Origin of the sequence: Caldifermentibacillus hisashii, from assembly GCF_039654145.1 — a bacterium.
Lineage (GTDB): Bacteria > Bacillota > Bacilli > Bacillales > Caldibacillaceae > Caldifermentibacillus > Caldifermentibacillus hisashii.
Window position 1 is genome coordinate 1,566,078 of the sequence record NZ_CP155467.1, and the last position, 19,876, is coordinate 1,585,953.

17 protein-coding genes are annotated in these 19,876 nt (G+C 37.3%); all 17 read left to right on the top strand.

Annotated features, from left to right (window positions below; all coding sequences use genetic code 11):
- Nucleotides 1–5 precede the first annotated feature (5 nt).
- The 17 genes from ftsL (at nt 6) to sigG (ending at nt 19,824) form a co-directional block, all read left to right on the top strand.
- On the top strand, nt 6–359 hold the full coding sequence (ftsL, locus tag NSQ14_RS07410) for a cell division protein FtsL (protein WP_034769603.1): 354 nt from the start codon (nt 6–8) through the stop codon (nt 357–359).
- Nucleotides 356–2,539: a penicillin-binding protein gene (locus NSQ14_RS07415; protein ID WP_346217048.1), complete on the top strand. Its 2,184-nt coding sequence runs from the start codon at nt 356–358 to the stop codon at nt 2,537–2,539. Before ftsL ends, NSQ14_RS07415 begins: the two co-directional genes overlap by 4 nt.
- Nucleotides 2,540–2,690: 151 nt before the next feature.
- A complete protein-coding gene (locus NSQ14_RS07420; protein ID WP_041845692.1) occupies nt 2,691–4,604 on the top strand; it encodes a stage V sporulation protein D in 1,914 nt (637 codons plus the stop codon).
- Between the two features lie 331 nt (nt 4,605–4,935).
- The gene (locus tag NSQ14_RS07425) at nt 4,936–6,444 is read left to right on the top strand and encodes a UDP-N-acetylmuramoyl-L-alanyl-D-glutamate--2,6-diaminopimelate ligase (protein ID WP_227138706.1); all 1,509 of its coding nucleotides are present in this window, start codon (nt 4,936–4,938) and stop codon (nt 6,442–6,444) included.
- A 17-nt stretch (nt 6,445–6,461) separates the two neighbouring features.
- Nucleotides 6,462–7,436, top strand: a complete 975-nt coding sequence (gene mraY, locus NSQ14_RS07430) for a phospho-N-acetylmuramoyl-pentapeptide-transferase (protein ID WP_034769852.1) — start codon at nt 6,462–6,464, stop codon at nt 7,434–7,436.
- On the top strand, nt 7,437–8,789 hold the full coding sequence (gene murD / locus NSQ14_RS07435) for a UDP-N-acetylmuramoyl-L-alanine--D-glutamate ligase (protein WP_346217049.1): 1,353 nt from the start codon (nt 7,437–7,439) through the stop codon (nt 8,787–8,789).
- A 138-nt stretch (nt 8,790–8,927) separates the two neighbouring features.
- Nucleotides 8,928–10,028 carry a stage V sporulation protein E gene (spoVE, locus tag NSQ14_RS07440; protein ID WP_041846653.1) on the top strand — a complete coding sequence of 367 codons (1,101 nt, stop codon included), beginning with the start codon at nt 8,928–8,930 and terminating at the stop codon, nt 10,026–10,028.
- Between the two features lie 229 nt (nt 10,029–10,257).
- The gene (gene murG, locus NSQ14_RS07445; RefSeq protein ID WP_041846652.1) at nt 10,258–11,358 is read left to right on the top strand and encodes an undecaprenyldiphospho-muramoylpentapeptide beta-N-acetylglucosaminyltransferase; all 1,101 of its coding nucleotides are present in this window, start codon (nt 10,258–10,260) and stop codon (nt 11,356–11,358) included.
- A gap of 103 nt (nt 11,359–11,461) precedes the next feature.
- Complete coding sequence (locus NSQ14_RS07450) at nt 11,462–12,286, top strand: cell division protein FtsQ/DivIB (RefSeq protein WP_052480285.1); 825 nt, start codon at nt 11,462–11,464, stop codon at nt 12,284–12,286.
- The gene (locus tag NSQ14_RS07455) at nt 12,276–12,974 is read left to right on the top strand and encodes a DUF881 domain-containing protein (protein ID WP_034769615.1); all 699 of its coding nucleotides are present in this window, start codon (nt 12,276–12,278) and stop codon (nt 12,972–12,974) included. Before NSQ14_RS07450 ends, NSQ14_RS07455 begins: the two co-directional genes overlap by 11 nt.
- Before the next feature lie 88 nt (nt 12,975–13,062).
- Nucleotides 13,063–13,737, top strand: coding sequence for a DUF881 domain-containing protein (locus tag NSQ14_RS07460; protein WP_161522392.1), 675 nt, complete (start codon nt 13,063–13,065; stop codon nt 13,735–13,737).
- 4 nt (nt 13,738–13,741) lie between these two features.
- Entirely contained in the window at nt 13,742–14,104 is a 363-nt protein-coding gene (locus NSQ14_RS07465; protein WP_034769618.1) for a small basic family protein, read from the top strand.
- A 172-nt stretch (nt 14,105–14,276) separates the two neighbouring features.
- Nucleotides 14,277–15,560, top strand: coding sequence for a cell division protein FtsA (gene ftsA, locus NSQ14_RS07470; RefSeq protein ID WP_034769619.1), 1,284 nt, complete (start codon nt 14,277–14,279; stop codon nt 15,558–15,560).
- A 39-nt stretch (nt 15,561–15,599) separates the two neighbouring features.
- Entirely contained in the window at nt 15,600–16,751 is a 1,152-nt protein-coding gene (gene ftsZ / locus NSQ14_RS07475; protein WP_343156852.1) for a cell division protein FtsZ, read from the top strand.
- Between the two features lie 409 nt (nt 16,752–17,160).
- Nucleotides 17,161–18,084 carry a sigma-E processing peptidase SpoIIGA gene (gene spoIIGA, locus NSQ14_RS07480; RefSeq protein ID WP_041846650.1) on the top strand — a complete coding sequence of 308 codons (924 nt, stop codon included), beginning with the start codon at nt 17,161–17,163 and terminating at the stop codon, nt 18,082–18,084.
- A 94-nt stretch (nt 18,085–18,178) separates the two neighbouring features.
- Nucleotides 18,179–18,898 carry an RNA polymerase sporulation sigma factor SigE gene (gene sigE, locus NSQ14_RS07485; protein WP_034769625.1) on the top strand — a complete coding sequence of 240 codons (720 nt, stop codon included), beginning with the start codon at nt 18,179–18,181 and terminating at the stop codon, nt 18,896–18,898.
- A gap of 152 nt (nt 18,899–19,050) precedes the next feature.
- Nucleotides 19,051–19,824: an RNA polymerase sporulation sigma factor SigG gene (gene sigG / locus NSQ14_RS07490; protein WP_034769628.1), complete on the top strand. Its 774-nt coding sequence runs from the start codon at nt 19,051–19,053 to the stop codon at nt 19,822–19,824.
- The last annotated feature ends 52 nt before the right edge of the window (nt 19,825–19,876 follow it).

The following is a 19,876-nucleotide window of genomic DNA, read 5'->3' on the forward strand; positions in this document are numbered from 1 at the left end:
TACCTATGAGTAATTTGGCGAAAAAATATCAATCGGTAGAAATTCAACAACCAAAAACATTAGCAAAACCGAAAGTGAAAAAAAACCTGTTCACAAAAGGCGAGAAAGTATTGTACATACTTTTTGCAACTGTCGTTTGTTTTTTTTCTGTAAAAATCGTGTCAAACCAAGCACATATTTATCAAGTAAATAAAGAAATTCAGCAGGTAGAAGCGACGATTGAAAAACAGGAAAAAGTAACGGAAGATTTGAAGGCTCAAATGAATGAGTACAGCAATTATAAGAGGGTTATGCAAGAAGCAAAGGAACAAGGCTTAAAAAATAATGCAGATAACGTAAAGGTTGTTCCGGGGAAATGAAAAAAAGACCTAGTATGAATAAAAGAGGACTAGTATTATTTATTGGATTTAGTTTTCTGTTATTTTCTTTAACATACAGATTTTTTGTTATTCAACTGACCGGACAAGTTGAAGGGAAATCGTTAAAGGTGTATGCTGAGGAAAAATATACAAAGCAAAGAACTTTACAAGCTTCCCGCGGTGATATTGTGGATCGAACCGGAGAACCGTTGGCAACTGATACGATTACTTATAAATTGGTCGCAATTTTAGACCCTTCCGTTACTCCGGATAACGCAAAAACGCCGAATCATGTCGTTGATCCGGAAAAAACGGCAAAGGAATTGGCAAAATATATTCCAATGGAAGAATCGGAAATATATAAACAGTTGACAAAAGACCTGTTTCAAGTGGAATTTGGTGCAGCCGGAAAAAACTTAACCAATGAAGTAAAATCGAAAATTGAAGCATTAAAACTTCCCGGTATTACTTTTATTCGCGAGTCAAAACGAGCTTATCCAAATGGAGATTTTGCTTCCCATCTACTCGGATTTACCAATTATCAAAATAACAAGAATGGTAGCAAAACATTGGTTGGACAAATGGGCTTGGAAAAAAGTTTAGATGAGTATTTACAAGGTAAAGACGGGAAGATTACTTACAAAAGTGACAGTTGGGGATATATATTACCTTCAGCTGCAACGAAAATAACTGAACCTAAAAATGGTGACACAGTATATGTAACGATAGACAAAAAAATTCAAACGTTTTTGGAAGACGCGATGAATGATGTACAAACGGAATATAATCCAAAAAATATAATGGGAATTGTTGCCGATGCTAAAACCGGAGCAATACTTGCCATGTCACAACGACCGACATTTGATCCGAACACGAGAGAAGGTGTTGAAAATAATTGGCATAACGTAATTGTGGAAAATGCCTATGAACCCGGATCAACGATGAAAGTAGTTACACTGGCATCAAGCATTGAGGAAGGGGTATGGAATCCGAATGAAGCCTATCAATCCGGTTCATTTTCCGTAGAAGGGGCACCGGCCATTCACGACCATAATAAAGTAGGCTGGGGACCAATTTCGTACTTAGAAGGGATTCAGCGTTCATCAAACGTTGCTGTTGCGAATCTTGTTAAAAAAATGGGAACAGATACGTTCAGAAATTATTTGGATAAATTTAAATTTGGACAAACAACCGGAATTGAATTGCCCAGTGAAGCAACTGGAACGATTCAATATCAATGGGAACGTGACCGCTATTCAACCGCTTATGGGCAAGCTACCAGTGTGACCGCCCTACAAATGATTCAAGCGATGACCGCTATTACTAATGAAGGGAAAATGATGCGTCCCTATTTAGTAGAGAAAATAGTGGATAACAACGGGAAAACCGTAAAAGGATCGAATATGGGTGAAGTCGGTAAACCGATTTCTGCTGATACAGCCAAACAAGTGATCGATGTCCTAGAGTCTACGGTAACGAGCGATATCGGTACAGGAAAAGGTTTTCGCATTGATGGATATCGTGTTGCCGGAAAAACAGGGACTGCGCAAATTTACGAAAAAGAAAAAGGCTATTTAACCGGTTGGGATAATTATTTATTTTCTTTTATTGGATTTGCACCCGCTGATAATCCGGAGTTGATCGTCTATGTCCTTGTTCAACAACCTAACTTGGACGATGAAAGTTTTGAAAGTGGATCTGAACCGGTATCGAAAATATTTAATCCGGTTATGAAAAATAGTTTACAATATTTAAAAATCAAACCAGATGAGTCAGTAGAAAAAGCAAAAGTAATAAATGTTCCGGACTATTCATCGAAAAATACAGGCGAGGTCGTAGCAAAATTGTCGTCGCTTGGTTTGGTACCGGTTGTCCTCGGTGATGGTGCCAACGTCCAAAAGATATATCCGGGTGTCGGGACAAAATTGTTGAACGGTGAGCGCATTATTGTTGTTACGGATGGACAGTGGAAGATGCCGGATATTCATAATTGGTCGTTGAGTGATGTGATGAAACTTGTTCATGCAACAAATATGCAGTTTTCTTTTGAAGGGAATGGGTTTGTAACATCACAAAATCTTGATCCCGATACGGTTATTACAAAAGAGAGTAATTTACAAATCACATTACGGCCGGCAGTTAATAACAGCGGGGAAGAGACAAATCAAACAGATGAATAAAATACAAGATAGGGATTGTTCAATTTGCAGATGCAAACTCGGACAATCCTTTTCTTTTTGAAATTAACCCCTAGCTCATTGTTCCAATTGTTCTATTGTAGATTGGACATGCATATAAATAAAACAGGCCTTGAAAGGAGGTTTGTTTTATTTGCGCAGAGTATCTCATGTGACGGTAAGAAAACGGCTGGCATTTGTCCTTCTTGCTGGATTTTTTGTTTTTCTTGTTTTAATCTTCCGACTTGGGTTTATTCAATTTGCTTTAAGTGATATGTTAACAGAGCGGGCGAAAAACTCTTGGAACCGGGAAATCCCGTTCGAACCAAAACGTGGGGAAATCGTTGATCGAAATGGAGTTGCCCTTGCCACAAATATAAGTGCTCCGACGGTTTATGTAGTACCGAGGCAAATCAAAAACCCGGCTGACACTGCGGAAAAATTGGCAAATATTCTAAACGCAAATGTACAGGATGTTTATCAGCAAATCACAAAAAAATCAAGTATGGAACGATTAAAATCCGGGCGAAAAATTACCAATGAAAAAGCGAAAGAAGTCGAAAACTTAAATTTACCCGGGGTCTATATAGCGGAAGATTCAAAACGATACTATCCTTTTGGCGACTATTTATCTCATGTGCTTGGTTTTACAGGAATAGACAATCAAGGATTAACAGGATTGGAACTTTCTTATGATAAAGAATTATCCGGTGCAAAAGGCTCTGTGCAGTTTTATTCAACAGCAAAGGGCGAACGGATGAAAAATATGCCTGATGACTTTCAAGAACCTGTCAATGGATATAATCTTGTTCTCACAATTGATTCACAAATCCAGACGATTATGGAGCGGGAATTGGATAATGCCGAGGCAAAATATAATCCTGATGGACTCCTTGCCATTGCGATGAATCCAAATAATGGTGAGATTTTAGGTATGGCATCCAGACCGAATTTTGATCCATCCGATTTTCAAAACGTTGCCCCGGAAATATATAATCGAAATATTCCGATTTGGAGTACTTACGAACCGGGTTCTACCTTCAAAATAATTACGCTTGCTGCCGCACTGGAAGAAGGAAAAGTCAATCTTGAGAAGGATCGGTTTTACGATTCAGGACATGTGGAAGTCGGAGGTACGCAACTGCATTGTTGGAAAAGGGGCGGGCATGGCTCTCAAACCTTTTTAGAGGTTGTTCAAAACTCTTGCAACCCGGGATTTATTGAAATGGGTCAACGATTAGGAAAGGATACTTTGTTTAAATATATCCATAATTTCGGGTTCGGACAAAAAACCGGTATCGACCTAGAGGGAGAAGGTACGGGAATTCTGTTTCCTTTGGATAAAGTTGGTCCTGTTGAATTAGCAACCACGGCATTTGGACAAGGGGTTTCCGTTACGCCTATTCAGCAAGTTGCTGCTGTCTCAGCGGCGATAAACGGAGGTACTTTATATCAGCCGTATGTGGCAAAACAATTGGTTGATTCGCAAACCAATGAGGTTGTCATGAAGAAAAGCCCGGTGGCAAAAAGAAAAGTCATTTCCGAAAAGACTTCCGAGCAGATTCGCTATGCATTGGAAAGCGTTGTTGCACAAGGAAGCGGGAAAAAAGCATTTATTGAAGGGTACCGAGTTGGCGGGAAGACCGGTACTGCACAGAAGGCACAAGGTGGTCGATATTTAGAAAATAATTATATTCTCTCTTTTATTGGTTTTGCACCGGCGGATGATCCGCAAATCGTCGTTTATGTAGCCGTGGATAATCCAAAAAATGCTATCCAATTTGGCGGTCAGGTAGCCGCTCCCATCGTCGGCAATATTATTGAAGATAGCATGCGTGTGCTCGGTGTAGAGCAAAGGAAAAATCAGTTGGAAAAGAAAGTAACTTGGCTAGATACACCGATGATCGAAGTCCCTAATTTAGTTGGCTTGGAAAAGAACGAAATTGTTAATCAACTGTTCAATTTGAAACTTGATATTAGCGGTGAAGGTGATAAAATTGTGAAACAGGCTCCGGATCCCGGTACAAAAGTAGAAGAAGGCTCGACTATAAGAATATATTTGGAATAAAATAGATGAATGAGACAGAAAAAAGACGCTCTTGCTAAAAGAACGTCTTTTTTCATACGTAAGGATAAATTTTCCAACAGTGAAGCTCAGTTGTTTGTTAGCAAAAATTTTAAGAATAAAAATAACTAAGGCCAACATAAATAGAATATATTGAAAGTACAATGGTTATGATGGATAATCATAAATTTTTGTTTCTAAAGATTTCTCTTGTTTTAAAAAGAGACGTAGAAAAAGAGAACAGATTCATGTAAAATGAATGATGGTATTTTTACAGTTCAAGCAATTGCTTTTAATAGGAAATAATGTTTTCTACTTAGAAGGAGATGTTTTAATGAAATTACATACATTATTAACTCATCTGCCATTTGTAAAACAGATGAATGGTGAAGATAATCCAGACATTTTAGCTATCGAACAAGATACGAGAAAAGTGAAAGAAGGGACCTTATTTATTTGCATTGAAGGATCAAGATTTGATGGACACGAGTTTGCTCACGAAGCTATTGAAAAAGGTGCGGTTGCCATTCTTTCAAATCGGAAATTAGCGGTGAATGTACCAAATATTATTGTTCCCGATACAAATAGAGCAATGGCGATTTTAGCCGATGCTTTTTATCAACATCCTACTCATGAACTATTTCTCGTCGGGATAACAGGAACGAACGGGAAAACATCTGTCAGTCATTTAGTTGATCATATATTTCGTGCAGCCAATAAAAAAACCGGGCTCATTGGCACTCTGTATTCGAAATTTGGAAACAAGACGACCGAAACGAAAAATACAACCCCGGACAGTTTGACATTGCAGAAAACATTTCGACAAATGTTGAATGAACATGTGGAAGCGGTCAGTATGGAAGTCTCTTCTCATGCATTAGTTCAAGGTCGGGTTCGGGGCTGTGATTTTGATATTGCTGTATTTACAAATTTGACACAAGATCATTTGGATTACCATAAAACGATGGAAGAATATAAGAAAGCAAAAAGTTTATTGTTTTCTCAACTTGGTAATACCTACTATGAAAACAGAAAAAAGTATGCAGTATTAAATGCGGACGATTCAACGACAGAAGAATATATGAAAATGACCTCTGCCCACATCATTACATACGGAATGAAAAATGCCTGTGATGTTCGTGCAGAGAATGTAAATTTTACAGGTCAAGGGACAACTTTCCATTTAATAACACCGAAAGGAAACAGGCAAGTTACGACGAAATTGATTGGTATTTTTAATGTTTATAATGTACTTGCAGCAGTTTCGGTTGGTTTAGCAGCAGGTATAAATATAGACACAATGATTAACAGTCTATCCAGTTTTGCCGGGGTTCCCGGACGGTTTGAATTGGTTCAAGCCGGACAGAAGTTTCCGGTCATTGTCGATTATGCTCACACACCGGATAGTTTGGAAAACGTCCTGAAAACAGTCACTTCTTTGCCTCATTCACGCATTTTTGTTGTTGTTGGTTGCGGCGGGGACCGCGATCATGGGAAGCGACCATTAATGGCACGAATCGCATGTACATATGCCTCAGATGCCATTTTTACATCAGACAATCCAAGATCCGAGGACCCGATGGCCATATTAAATGATATGGAAAAAGGTGTAAGTGGACTTTCTTACAAAGTAATTCCTGACAGAAAAGAGGCGATTCATTACGCGATTGAACAGGCTAATGACGGGGATGTCGTCTTAATTGCAGGAAAAGGACACGAAACCTATCAAATTATCGGAGACAAGGTGATTGATTTTGATGATCGACAAATTGCCAAAAAGTGCATAACAGAAAAGTATAAAAAATTTCAAACAACGAAACGAAATACAGATTTTGATCAATAGAAAGGGAGGACGTAATGTTGTTGGAACAAGTCATTTTATATACAATTATTTTAGCATTTTTAATTACTGTCTTCCTTTCACCTTTGTTTATTCCATTTTTGAAAAGATTGAAATTTGGACAAAGCATTCGGGAAGAAGGGCCAAAATCGCACCAAAAAAAATCGGGAACACCAACGATGGGCGGAATTATGATTTTACTCTCCATCATTGTAACGACCATCTTTATGACAAACCAATTTTCAAACATGACGGTAGAAACGTATCTTCTTCTATTGGTGACAATCGGTTTTGGGATTCTCGGATTTTTGGATGATTTTATTAAAGTAGTAATGAAAAGAAATCTTGGACTGACATCGAAGCAAAAATTATTTGGGCAAATCATTATTGCGGCAGTCTTTTATGTTATTTATCACTCCTATGGAATGCCAACAACAATCACGATTCCGGTTGTCAATTATTCGATTGAGTTGGGCTGGTTATACGTTTTATTTATCATTTTTTGGCTTGTCGGGTTTTCCAATGCGGTCAATTTAACGGATGGCCTCGATGGGTTGTTATCAGGAACGGCAGCGATTGCCTTTGGAGCGTATGCGGTTTTGGCGTGGTATCAGGATCAATTTGATATTGCCATATTCGGTGTCGCTGTTGTTGGGGCTGTATTAGGATTTCTCGTCTTTAACGCACACCCTGCAAAAGTGTTTATGGGTGATACCGGTTCTTTAGCTTTAGGTGGTGCGATTGCAACCATGTCCATTTTAACGAATTTAGAATTATTACTCGTCATTATAGGCGGAATTTTCGTCATTGAAACTTTATCTGTTATCATTCAAGTTGTTTCGTTTAAAACAACAGGAAAACGGGTATTCCGGATGAGCCCTTTGCATCACCATTATGAATTATCAGGCTGGAGTGAATGGCGTGTTGTCGTTACCTTTTGGACCGTCGGATTATTATTTGCAGCTTTAGGAATTTATATCGAGGTGTGGTTATAATTGAAAAACATAACGGCGTATAAAAACAAAAAGATTTTAGTGTTAGGACTGGCAAAAAGCGGCGCAAGTAGTGCAAGTCTTTTGCACGAATTAGGTGCAATTGTCACTGTTAACGATCGAAAACCTTTTTCGGAAAATCCCGAAGCACAAACCTTACTGGAAAAAGGGATAAAAGTAATTTGTGGGGAACATCCGAAAGATCTTCTCGATGAAGGATTTGAATTGATTGTAAAAAATCCGGGAATTCCTTATCGAAATGAATTGATCCAAGATGCAATGAAACGGGGGATTCCGGTAATTACGGAAGTTGAATTAGCTTATCAAATCTCTGAAGCGAGATTTATCGGTATTACCGGAACAAACGGTAAAACGACAACAACTACATTAATTTTTGAAATGCTGAATCAAGGTAATAAAAATCCGCTTATTGCTGGAAATATTGGTACGGTCGCTTCGGATGTTGCGAGGATGGCGACAGAGAAAAATATTATTGTGACAGAATTATCTTCCTTTCAACTGATGGGAATCGTTCATTTTCGTCCGCGCATCGCTGTGATTACAAATATATATGAGGCACATCTTGATTTTCACATGTCAAGAGAACAGTATATAAACGCAAAAAAGAATATATTAAAAAACCAGACGAAAACTGATTTTGCCATTTTAAACTTTGATCAAGAAGAAGGTAGGCAAATAGCGAAAGAAGCAAAAGGAACCGTCATTCCGTTTTCAAAAGAGAAATATTTGCCGGAAGGGGCATCGCTTAAAGATGGGTTTATTTATTTCCAAGGGGAAAAAGTGATTGATTATCAAAAAGTTGTTCTTCCCGGAAAGCATAATCTTGAAAATATTTTGGCCAGTGTTGCCAGTGCAAAATTAATGGGTGTCGCAAATGAGCATATTGAGCAAGTGCTAACAACTTTTCGCGGTGTCGAACATCGGTTGCAATTTGTCAAAGAAATTAATGGCCGAGTTTTTTATAATGACTCGAAAGCAACGAATACGTTAGCGACAAAATCTGCCCTTTCCGCTTTCAACCGTCCGATTATTTTACTGGCAGGCGGGCTTGATCGTGGGAATGATTTTGATGACCTCATTCCATCACTGAAAAATGTTAAGGCACTAATTACCTTTGGCCAAACAAAGGAAAAATTAGTTCAAACCGGCAAAAAAGCAGGGATAGAAAAGATTTTTATCGTCGATAATGTACAAGAGGCTGTCCCTTTAAGTTACGCCTTATCGGAAAATGGTGATGTCATTCTTTTATCACCGGCATGTGCCAGTTGGGATCAATATAAAAGTTTTGAAGTAAGAGGAGACATTTTTATGGGGGCGGTGCATAAGTTAGTATAGAGGCTGTATAAGATGGACAAGGAGGAAAAATCGACAAGATGCTAGAAGCAAGAGCTTTAAAATATCATTTGCTTCCAACTGTGTTACTTTTCTTCCTTTGTGTACAGGCTCTAATCCGTGTTAATGAGGTGACCTGCTTTGCCAGTGAAAAAAACAACTCCGGACTTTATTTTAGTCATCGTGATATTAGCTCTTTTATCACTTGGCTTGATTATGGTGTATAGTGCAAGTGCGGTTTGGGCCGATTACCGATTTGATGATTCGTTTTATTTTGCGAAAAGGCAGTTGCTTTTTGCTATTATCGGTTTGATTGCTATGTTTTTTATCATGAATATTGATTATTGGACTTGGCGATCCTGGTCGAAAGTCATATTGATCACTTGTTTTGTCCTGTTAATCGCCGTTTTAATTCCGGGAATAGGGAATGTCCGTAACGGTTCCCGAAGCTGGATTGGCGTCGGGGCATTTTCTATTCAGCCGTCGGAATTTATGAAACTGGCGATGATTATATACCTTGCAAAATTTTTATCGGAAAATCAAAAAAATATTACTTCTTTTAAGAAAGGTTTAGTACCAAGTCTCGGTTTAGTTTTTACCGCTTTTGCGCTGATTATGCTTCAACCTGATCTGGGTACGGGCACCGTTATGGTAGGAACTTGCCTCATTATGATTTTTGTCAGCGGTGCTCGCATTGTTCATTTTATCGGGCTGGGTTTAATTGGTTTAGCAGGTTTTGTCGGGTTAATTGCGGCAGCACCTTATCGAATAAAACGAATTACGGCTTTTCTTGATCCGTGGGAAGACCCTCTAGGAAGCGGATTTCAAACCATTCAATCTCTATATGCGATTGGGCCGGGGGGGTTGTTCGGTCTTGGACTGGGACAAAGTAGACAAAAGTTCTTTTACTTACCGGAACCGCAAACGGATTTTATCTTTGCCATCTTGGCGGAAGAGCTCGGCTTTATTGGCGGGGCATTTGTCTTATTGCTTTTTGCCTTATTATTATGGAGAGGAATTCGTACAGCCTTAAATGCACCTGATTTATACGGCAGCTTTCTCGCTGTTGGAATCATCTCTATGGTTGCTTTTCAAGTGATGATTAATATAGGTGTTGTCATTAATCTAATACCTGTAACAGGTATTACTTTACCATTTTTCAGCTACGGCGGTTCTTCTCTAACGTTAATGCTGATGGCGATGGGAATTTTACTAAATATTAGCCGCTACAGTCGAATATAGCTTTCATTTCTGAGCAATTAGAAATGAAAAACTTTTTTCAGATACAGGGGAAATCGAAATTTTTGATTTCCTCTTTTTTCATTTGTTTCTTTTGTCATAAAATCATAAAATGGTAATACATGAGTTTCATATTCATAAAAAGCTGTTTACATTTTTAATACATTTCCCCGAAACTGGTTGAAATGGTGTAAGATAAATTTCACAAAGAATGAGCATGAGGTGAACATCGATGAGAATCGTTATAAGTGGTGGAGGAACTGGAGGACATATATATCCTGCACTTGCTTTCATTAAAACAGCAATTTCCGAAGATCCAAATACACAAGTTTTATATATCGGTACGAAAAAAGGTTTAGAGAACAAAATTGTGACGAGAAATCACATTCCTTTTGAAACAATTGATATTACCGGCTTTAAAAGAAAGTTATCGTTTGAAAATGTGAAGACAATTATCCGCTTTATTAAAGGAGTTCATAAAAGCAAAAAACTGCTGAAACAATTTAATCCCGATATTGTCATTGGTACAGGCGGTTACGTATGCGGACCGGTTGTTTATGCCGCCCACCAATTGAAAATCCCTTCCATTATCCATGAACAAAATAGCATCCCGGGATTAACAAATAAATTTTTAAGTAAATATGTTGATAAAATTGCCATCTCTTTCAAAGAAGCTGAACAATATTTTCCAAGCGATAAAGTGGTTTTAACCGGGAATCCTCGTGCTACCGAAGTATTAGGGCACGATGGGATTAAAGGAAGACAGTCGGCAGGTTTGTCATTAACAAAGAAAACAGTATTAATATTTAGCGGATCCAGGGGAGCAAGGCCAATTAATGAAGCCGTCGTATCGGTTATCAATGATTTTGCGATTAGGGACTATCAAGTGCTTTACGTTACCGGGGAAATCCATTTTGAATCGGTTAAAGAGAAAATTGCCCATGCCGGAAATCCTGATAATGTTAAAGTTGTTCCATTTATACATAATATGCCGGAAGTTCTTGCCGGTGTTGATTTAGTCGTATCCCGAGCCGGAGCAACATCAATTGCCGAGTTTACCAGTATTGGCTTGCCGAGTATATTGATTCCAAGTCCGTACGTAACGAATAATCATCAAGAAAAAAATGCAATAAGTTTGCAAGAAGCCGGGGCAGCAACAGTGATTTTAGAGAAGGAATTAACGGGTAAAAAACTATTAGAGGCAATTGATCAAATTTTAACCGATAAAAATAAGTTGGAAAGAATGAAAAAAAATTCGAAAAAAATAGGTATTCAAGATGCAAGTAATCGTCTTTACCGATTATGTACAGCTGTAATAAACAATAAACAGTAAATCTACTTTTTCGGTAAATTGAATTCTTAATTTTTACTTCCTAATTTATTTTGATTCCGATAAAATATGAATAGTAACCTCTTTTACAGGTGGGGTGTGAATTTTGCCAAATAAAGTAGTATCACTTGAAGATCGATTGCCCAAACTAAAAGAGCAAAGAAGAAAGCGGGCAAACCGTAGACTGATCATTTTATTATTCTTCTTTTTTTTGTTTGTTTGTGGATTTATTTATATCCAATCACCTTTAAGTAGAGTAGGGGAGCTGACGATTGACGGGAATCACTTTGCTTCAAAGGAGAAAATTGTCAAGGCAAGTAAATTAACAAACAAATCGATTGTTTTGAATATGAAAAAAAGTACACTCGAACATCGTATTTTACAAGTACCGGAAGTAAAAAAAGTGAAAATTGATATGAAATTTCCTAACCATATCATTATTAAAGTTGAGGAATACAGGCAAATTGGTTTTTTATATATCGAAGGACAAGCAAAACCGCTTTTGGAAAATGGGCATGTGACCAGAATAACAAGTGATATGACCACACAACCGGGTCCGGTCTTAAAAAGTTTCGATAAAGATAAACCTTTACAGATGACGATAAAGGAATTAAAAGCAATGCCTGATGAAATTCGACAATTAATTTCTGAAATTATTTATGCTCCCAAGAACACAGATCCATACAGTATCATTGCCTTTATGAATGATGGTAATGAGGTGCATGCAACATTAAGAACTTTTGCTGAAAAAATGGTCTATTACCCGGATCTCGTTAAACAATTACAACCTGAAGAAAAAGGAATCGTTGATCTAGAAGTCGGTGTATTTTTTAAATCTTATCAATCGATAAAAAATGGAGACACAAAAAATGATGAGCCTGTAAATGATAAACACGCAACGGAAGAAAGCGGGGAAGAAAATGAAAATTAATCGGGTTATTCTTTCCCTTGTCTTTTTAGTTTTAGGGTTTATGATCGCTTTTTCTTATCAATTAACAAAAAAGCAACAGAGTGATACGAGTATGACGGATCATGAATGGGAAAGGACTATTCAATTGCGGAATGATTTAATCGATTTGGAGGAAAAGAACCGACAACTTCAAAAGGAGTTGAATGAAAAGCAAGCCAAAATCATTGCCATAGAAAATGAGATGGCTGAAAATGAAAAAAATTTATCCAAAACTGCAAAAGAGGCAGAAAAACTCCGCATGATTTTAGGAAAAGTAAAAGTCCAAGGAGAAGGAGTCATCGTCACGTTAAATGATGGGAATTATAATCATGAAGAAGGGAACGTGAACAATTTTATTGTCCATGAACATCACGTATTGAAAACCGTCAATGAATTATATATCTCCGGTGCAGAAGCAATTGCGATAAACGGGAAGAGGTTAAAAAATAATTCATATATTGTGTGTGACGGTCCTGTCATTACGGTTGATGGTGAACAATTTCCTGCCCCTTTCATCATTAGTGCCATAGGAGATAAAGATACACTCGAAAAAGCACTGACCATTCAAGGGGGCGTAAAAGATCAACTAGTCAGTGACAATATTGTGTTTAAATTGGAAAAATTAGATCGGATTGTAATGGACCCCACTTTGGGAAACCGAGCAGACTAGAAAGGTAAAGGAAATATAGAAAGTATGGTGATCCATGAAGAAGAAAAATAAAATAATGTTCTTTTTGATAACCATATTGGCAGGGTTTATGCTAGCGATTCAATTCAATACGACTCATCAAGAAAACAATTTAGCTGATGATACGAGTGATTTATGGGAACTGCGTCAGCAATATTTGTCCGAAAAGGAATTGGAGACTTATTTTCATCAACAAATTCGTCAGTCTGAAGATAAAATTGCTCAATACGAAACAGAAAGGCATAATCGTAATGGACAAGTTTTACAAGACACATTGAATGAACTTAAAAAAGAGGCCGGTTTGAAAGAAATTTCCGGTCCGGGGATTATCCTATCTATAACGCCTGCCTATGAATACATTACTCCCGGTCAGAGTAAAGTATACATATCACCCGATGTATTAAGAAAATTAATCAATGAATTGAATATGTATGGAGCTAAAGCGATATCTATTGCGGATCAACGAATCATATCAACAACAACCATTCGTAATATACAAGGTGAGACAAAAGTCGATGGTTACCCCCTTCGAAAATTTCCTTTAGAGATTAAGATCATTGCAAATGATCATGAGACAGTAAAAAAACTTTACAATCAGATGCAGATTTCAACCGTTCCCGATGATTTTTTTATTGATAATTTGAAGGTATCGATATCAGAACCTCAGGAGGAAATCATAATTCCTGCCTATAGTAGTAGTGTTTCCGTTAATCATATGCAAACTGTGAAAGAAGAAAGGAAATAACATTATGTGGCTCCCCGTTTTAGGATTGGTAATCGGAATAACTTTAGGTTTATTAACAGATATGAGTGTCCCGCATGAATATCAAAACTATTTATCTATTGCTGTTCTGGCTGCCCTTGATACATTAATCGGAGGAATTAGAGCCCAATTGCAAAATTTATTTAATGAAAAAATCTTTGTTTCAGGGTTCTTTTTTAATATAATTTTAGCTGCAAGTTTAGCTTTCCTTGGCGTCCATCTTGGTGTAGACTTGTATTTAGCAGCAGTATTTGCTTTTGGTGTTAGGCTATTTCAAAATATAGCTGTGATTAGAAGAATTTTATTGACCAAATGGGATCAGAAAAGAAAAAATGAAAAAGAAAGTTAAAATTAAAGGAAAATCGGTGAAAAATAGCGAATATCTTAAATAAATCATTCAGGTTTTTCACTTTATATGAAATACTTCCAATTAAAACAGCAGTATTTTATAGTAAGTATACACTTTTTCCATTATTTGGAACTTGTTGTTGTTCAATGAAAAGTAGGAGGAGGTGCCACAGATGAACAGCAATGATATTTTTGTAAGTTTAGACATCGGTACATCCACGGTCAAAGTGATTATTGGGGAAATGGTTAATGATGTATTAAATATTATCGGCGTCGGTAATGTAAAGTCAGAAGGTCTGAAAAAAGGCTCGATTGTCGATATTGATAATACAGTCCAATCAATAAAACGTGCTGTTGAACAGGCAGAGCGGATGATTGGTATGGAGATTCGTCAAGTGATTGTTGGTATCCCTGCTCACCATGTTGACTTATTGGATTGTCATGGTGTCGTTGCTGTTAATGGAGAAAACAGGGAGATTACAAATGAAGACGTGGCAAGGGTGGTGGATGCGGCTCAAGTCATGTCAATACCGCCGGATCGGGAAATCATCAATATTGTAAAAAAACAATTTATTGTTGATTCACAGGATGAAATTAATGACCCCCGTGGAATGATCGGTGTACGCTTAGAAATGGAAGGATTTTTAGTTACTGGATCAAAAACATTGCTATTGAATATTCTCAGATGTGTGGAAAAAGCAGGACTTGAAATTATTGATATCGTTCTTCAGCCACTTGCATCCGGTGAGATAGCTTTATCCAAAGATGAAAAAAATCTTGGTTCTGCGCTAATTGATATTGGCGGGGGCTCCACAACGGTGACTGTATTTGAAGATGGATACATGAAAGGCACTTGTCTTTTACCCGTCGGCGGTGACCATATTACGAAAGACATTTCTATTGTATTAAGAACTACAACAGAAGATGCTGAAAAGGTAAAATTAAAACATGGACATGCTTTTTATGACCATGCTTCTGTTGATGAAGTATTTGAACTTCCGATCATCGGTACGAACCAAAAACAACAGTTTACACAGCTTGAACTAGCTGAAATTATTGAAGCAAGGGTTGCCGAAATTTTTGATTTCGTTCAAGATGAACTGAGAAAAATGGGCGTAGATTATTTGCCCGGGGGGTATGTGATAACCGGAGGAGTCGCCAATATGCAAGGGCTGGCAGAACTTGCCCAAGCGATTTTTCAAAACCGTGTCCGAATCGCAATCCCTGACTATATAGGGGTGCGAGAACCACAGTATGCGACTGCAGTTGGTATGATCAAATATTTTTATAAGAATGCGAGATTACAAGGAAGATTTCTAGATTCGGTCGTTATGCCAATGGAACAGAAGGAAAAAAGAACAGTGAAACAGCAACCTGCCAAAGGGAAAAATTCAAATTTACATGAAGAAAAATTAGCTAGTAAAATGAAAAGATTTCTTGGTTCTTTTTTTGAATAAATGCATAGGTTTAAGTAATTTGAATTAGGAGGATTTTGCATGTTGGATTTTGAAACATACGTAGACCAATTAGCAACAATTAAAGTAATTGGTGTTGGTGGCGGCGGAAACAATGCAGTCAATCGCATGATCGAACACGGCGTCCAGGGGGTTGAATTTATCGCTGTCAATACAGATGCCCAAGCTTTGAATCTTTCAAAAGCGGAAATAAAACTGCAAATTGGCTCCAAATTAACCCGTGGTCTTGGAGCAGGTGCAAATCCGGAAGTTGGGAAGAAAGCCGCTGAAGAGAGTAAAGAACAAATTGAAGAAGTGATTAAAGGGGCAGATATGGTCTTTGTCACGGCAGGAATGGGCGGTGGAACCGGAACTGGTGCGGCGCCTATAATTGCCAGTATTGCAAAAGAATTAGGTGCTTTAACTGTCGGTGTTGTTACTCGTCCGTTCAGCTTTGAAGGGAAAAAACGGGCTACGCAAGCTGCCAATGGGATTACTTCGATGAAAGAAGCCGTTGACACATTAATTGTTATTCCGAACGACCGTCTTCTTGAAATTGTGGACAAGAGCACACCGATGTTAGAAGCTTTTAAAGAGGCTGATAATGTCTTACGTCAAGGTGTTCAAGGTATTTCTGACTTAATTACCACTCCTGGTCTCATTAATCTCGACTTTGCCGATGTGAAAACCATTATGTCCAATAAAGGATCCGCTCTTATGGGAATCGGTATTGCCTCTGGTGAAAGCCGTGCTCAAGAAGCCGCTAAAAAAGCTATATCTTCTCCTTTACTGGAAACATCGATTGATGGTGCTCAAGGAGTTCTAATGAACATAACGGGTGGAATGAATTTGAGTTTGTATGAAGTACAGGAAGCTGCCGATATTGTTGCCTCTGCATCTGATCAAGAAGTGAACATGATTTTTGGTTCTGTCATTAATGAAAATTTGAATGATGAAATTGTTGTTACGGTAATTGCAACCGGATTTAGGGAAGAAAACGATCAAAATAAACCAACCCGACCAACTCATAGTCATAACAAGAACCTTAATACAAACCAAACACATCAAAAACAAAATCGCGAGACACCGGTTCGAGAAGAAAAACATCAAGAACCAACTCGAACAAATTCCAGCACACAGGAAGATTTACTGGATATTCCTACATTTTTGAGAAACAGAAATAATCGATTCTGATATTTAGCTGTTACTCAAAGATATAAAGAAAAAATATAAGGCTGTTCTTGAAACGCAGCAACTCATGCTTTACAGAATTTTTTAGAAAATCTGTAAGGGAGCTGCTTTTCGAGAACAGCTTTTTTGTAGAAAAATTTTTGTGAAAACCTCGGCTTCGTTTTATTGTTTTACTTCAAGGACAGGCTGCAATAACAAAATTTCTCCTTTCGTAATAATCGAAAAAGATCATTCCGATTCTTTTGACAAAATCGGCGAAAATTCCTGAAAACTTCTTAAATTTTACGGTCAAAAAGCGACACACTTTTACGAGAGGCAGTGCTATACTTTTTCATAACATAAAAATACTAGAGAGCCGCCTTTTTACTAGGGCTAAGTAATTCCGTTCTTTGGAGAAAAGGGGAATGAGGGGTTGACCTTATATTTAGATATTATTTGGCTTTTAAATTTTTTGTTTGATAGCATGCTCTTATCATTGACCGGTGTTATATTAAAAAGAAAAATTCGAAAACGGAAAATTTTTTTTGGTGGTTTGATTGGCTCGATTATCGTGTTTGCTCCCTTTATAACGAATGCTGCTTTGTTTTTTTCTCCTCTTTTTAAAATAGCAATTTCAGTACTGATGGTATGGATTGCTTTTGGTTTCAAGCGAATGCGGTTTTTCTTTACCAATTTATCTGCATTTTATTTACTCACTTTTGCGATTGGGGGAGCGCTAATTGGTTTGCATTATTTATTTAGTTTCCAATATAACGCAGCAAATGCTTTATTTTTAACTAATATCCGTGGCTTTGGGGATCCGATCAGTTGGTTGTTTGTCATCATTGGGTTTCCAATACTTTATTTTTTTTCAAAGGATACTTTTGATAAATGGGAAACTGTCAAAATAGAGTATGAAAATCTTGTGGATGTTGAAATCTCAATTAACAATCAAACAAAACAATTAAGGGGGCTGGTAGACAGTGGAAATCAATTATATGATCCTTTGACAAAAAAACCGGTTTTAATTGTCTCACTAAGAAAAACAGCCGGTTTCTTTCCAAAAGAGGTTTTAGCGGTTTTTGAAGATGTTCATCAACTTTGGAAGGAAAATGAATTACCATCGGAATGGATGAATAAAATTTCCATCATTCCATATCGGGTTGTTGGTAAAGACAATTTGCTTCTGGCTGCCGTTAAACCGGACAAAGTAGTTATTCGCGTTGACAAAAAGATTTATCAAACAAACCGGCTTTTGTTGGCATTTATCAATCAAACATTATCCGCTGATGATCGTTTTGATTGTATCATTCATCCAAAAATTTTAGCACAATCGCATCACGAACAAGTTTCCTGATGGTAATGATCATAGACAAAGTCAAGTGAGTTCAATTCGTTCAAGAAGTTTCGTTTGCTTTAATCAAGTGGCTATGTTAGAGAGGGGAATGGTCATGAAAAAATTGAAATTTCATTTTTACTATTATTGGAACAAGTTGTTAAAGAAACTAAAGTTAAAAACCGATGAAATCTATTATATCGGAGGCAGTGAAGCTCTTCCGCCACCACTTTCCAAAGAAGAGGAAGAGATTTTAATCAATAAACTTCCTAAAGGGGATGAAACAGCCCGTTCGCTGTTAATTGAAAGAAATTTACGGCTCGTCGTTTATATTGCAAAAAAATTTGAAAATACGGGCATTAATATTGAAGATCTAATTAGTATTGGCACCATTGGATTAATAAAAGCGGTCAATACGTTTAATCCGGAAAAAAAGATTAAATTAGCCACGTATGCTTCACGCTGTATTGAGAACGAAATATTAATGTATTTACGGAGAAACAATAAAGTACGCTCAGAGGTTTCTTTCGATGAACCATTAAATATTGATTGGGACGGGAACGAACTCCTTCTATCAGACGTGCTTGGAACAGAAAATGATATTATCACGAAAGATTTGGAAGCGCGTGTCGATCGAAAACTGCTGATGAAAGCTTTACATACATTATCCGATCGTGAAAAGCAAATTATGGAATTGCGCTTTGGTCTGGTAGGAGGCGAGGAAAAAACACAAAAAGATGTTGCCGACATGTTAGGTATATCACAATCCTATATTTCAAGATTGGAAAAGAGAATATTCAAAAGATTGAGGAAAGAGTTTGAAAAAATGGTTTAATATTATTTTTGAAAAATATTTTTCGCTAGTTTCCTTTATTTATCAAGGATAGGAAGTTTATCGAAAAATCACTCATTTGTTACAGTGCATATTTTTCCTTCCTAGGGAGATACTGAATTTTGTAAAAGCATTCCTCGGAGGAGGGAAACCTTATGCGTAACAAAGTTGAAATCTGTGGTGTAGATACATCCAAACTTCCGGTTTTAAAAAATGAAGAAATGAGGGAATTATTTAAGGAAATGCAAAATGGCGATTTGTACGCCAGGGAAAAATTAATTAACGGAAACTTGCGATTAGTTTTAAGTGTGATTCAACGATTTAATAATCGTGGTGAGTATGTCGATGATTTGTTTCAAGTTGGCTGTATCGGATTAATGAAATCAATTGATAATTTTGATTTGAGTCAAAATGTTCGATTCTCCACCTATGCAGTTCCAATGATTATTGGGGAAATTCGCCGGTATCTTCGGGATAATAACCCGATCCGAGTCTCCCGGTCATTGCGTGATATTGCGTATAAATCGTTACAAATCCGCGAACGGTTAATTGCTGAAACATCGAAGGAACCGACGGCTGAGGAAATTGCCAAAGAGTTAGGTGTTCCTCAAGAAGAAATCGTCTTTGCTTTAGATGCGATTCAAGACCCGGTTTCCTTATTTGAACCGATATACAATGATGGTGGAGATCCGATTTATGTAATGGACCAATTGAGCGATGAAAAAAATAAAGATTCCAATTGGATTGATGAAATAGCATTAAAAGAGGGTATGCGCCGTTTAAATGAGCGGGAAAAAATGATCTTGAAAAAAAGGTTCTTCCAAGGAAAAACACAGATGGAAGTCGCAGAAGAAATCGGTATTTCACAAGCGCAAGTTTCTCGTCTTGAGAAAGCAGCCATTAAAGTTGTGGCAAAAAATATTCAGTAAGCCTCCTTTAAAAGGTGGCTTTTTTTTTGTTTTAAAAAAAAGCACAAGTCAT

Bases quoted from the DNA above. Each gene is read 5' to 3' on its own strand.
- ftsL (WP_034769603.1), top strand. From the start codon at position 6: ATGAGTAATTTGGCGAAAAAATATCAATCGGTAGAAATTCAACAACCA.
- NSQ14_RS07415 (WP_346217048.1), top strand. From the start codon at position 356: ATGAAAAAAAGACCTAGTATGAATAAAAGAGGACTAGTATTATTTATT.
- NSQ14_RS07425 (WP_227138706.1), top strand. From the start codon at position 4,936: ATGAAATTACATACATTATTAACTCATCTGCCATTTGTAAAACAGATG.
- murG (WP_041846652.1), top strand. From the start codon at position 10,258: ATGAGAATCGTTATAAGTGGTGGAGGAACTGGAGGACATATATATCCT.
- NSQ14_RS07455 (WP_034769615.1), top strand. From the start codon at position 12,276: ATGAAAATTAATCGGGTTATTCTTTCCCTTGTCTTTTTAGTTTTAGGG.
- NSQ14_RS07460 (WP_161522392.1), top strand. From the start codon at position 13,063: ATGCTAGCGATTCAATTCAATACGACTCATCAAGAAAACAATTTAGCT.
- NSQ14_RS07465 (WP_034769618.1), top strand. From the start codon at position 13,742: ATGTGGCTCCCCGTTTTAGGATTGGTAATCGGAATAACTTTAGGTTTA.
- ftsA (WP_034769619.1), top strand. From the start codon at position 14,277: ATGAACAGCAATGATATTTTTGTAAGTTTAGACATCGGTACATCCACG.
- ftsZ (WP_343156852.1), top strand. From the start codon at position 15,600: ATGTTGGATTTTGAAACATACGTAGACCAATTAGCAACAATTAAAGTA.
- sigE (WP_034769625.1), top strand. From the start codon at position 18,179: ATGAAAAAATTGAAATTTCATTTTTACTATTATTGGAACAAGTTGTTA.
- sigG (WP_034769628.1), top strand. From the start codon at position 19,051: ATGCGTAACAAAGTTGAAATCTGTGGTGTAGATACATCCAAACTTCCG.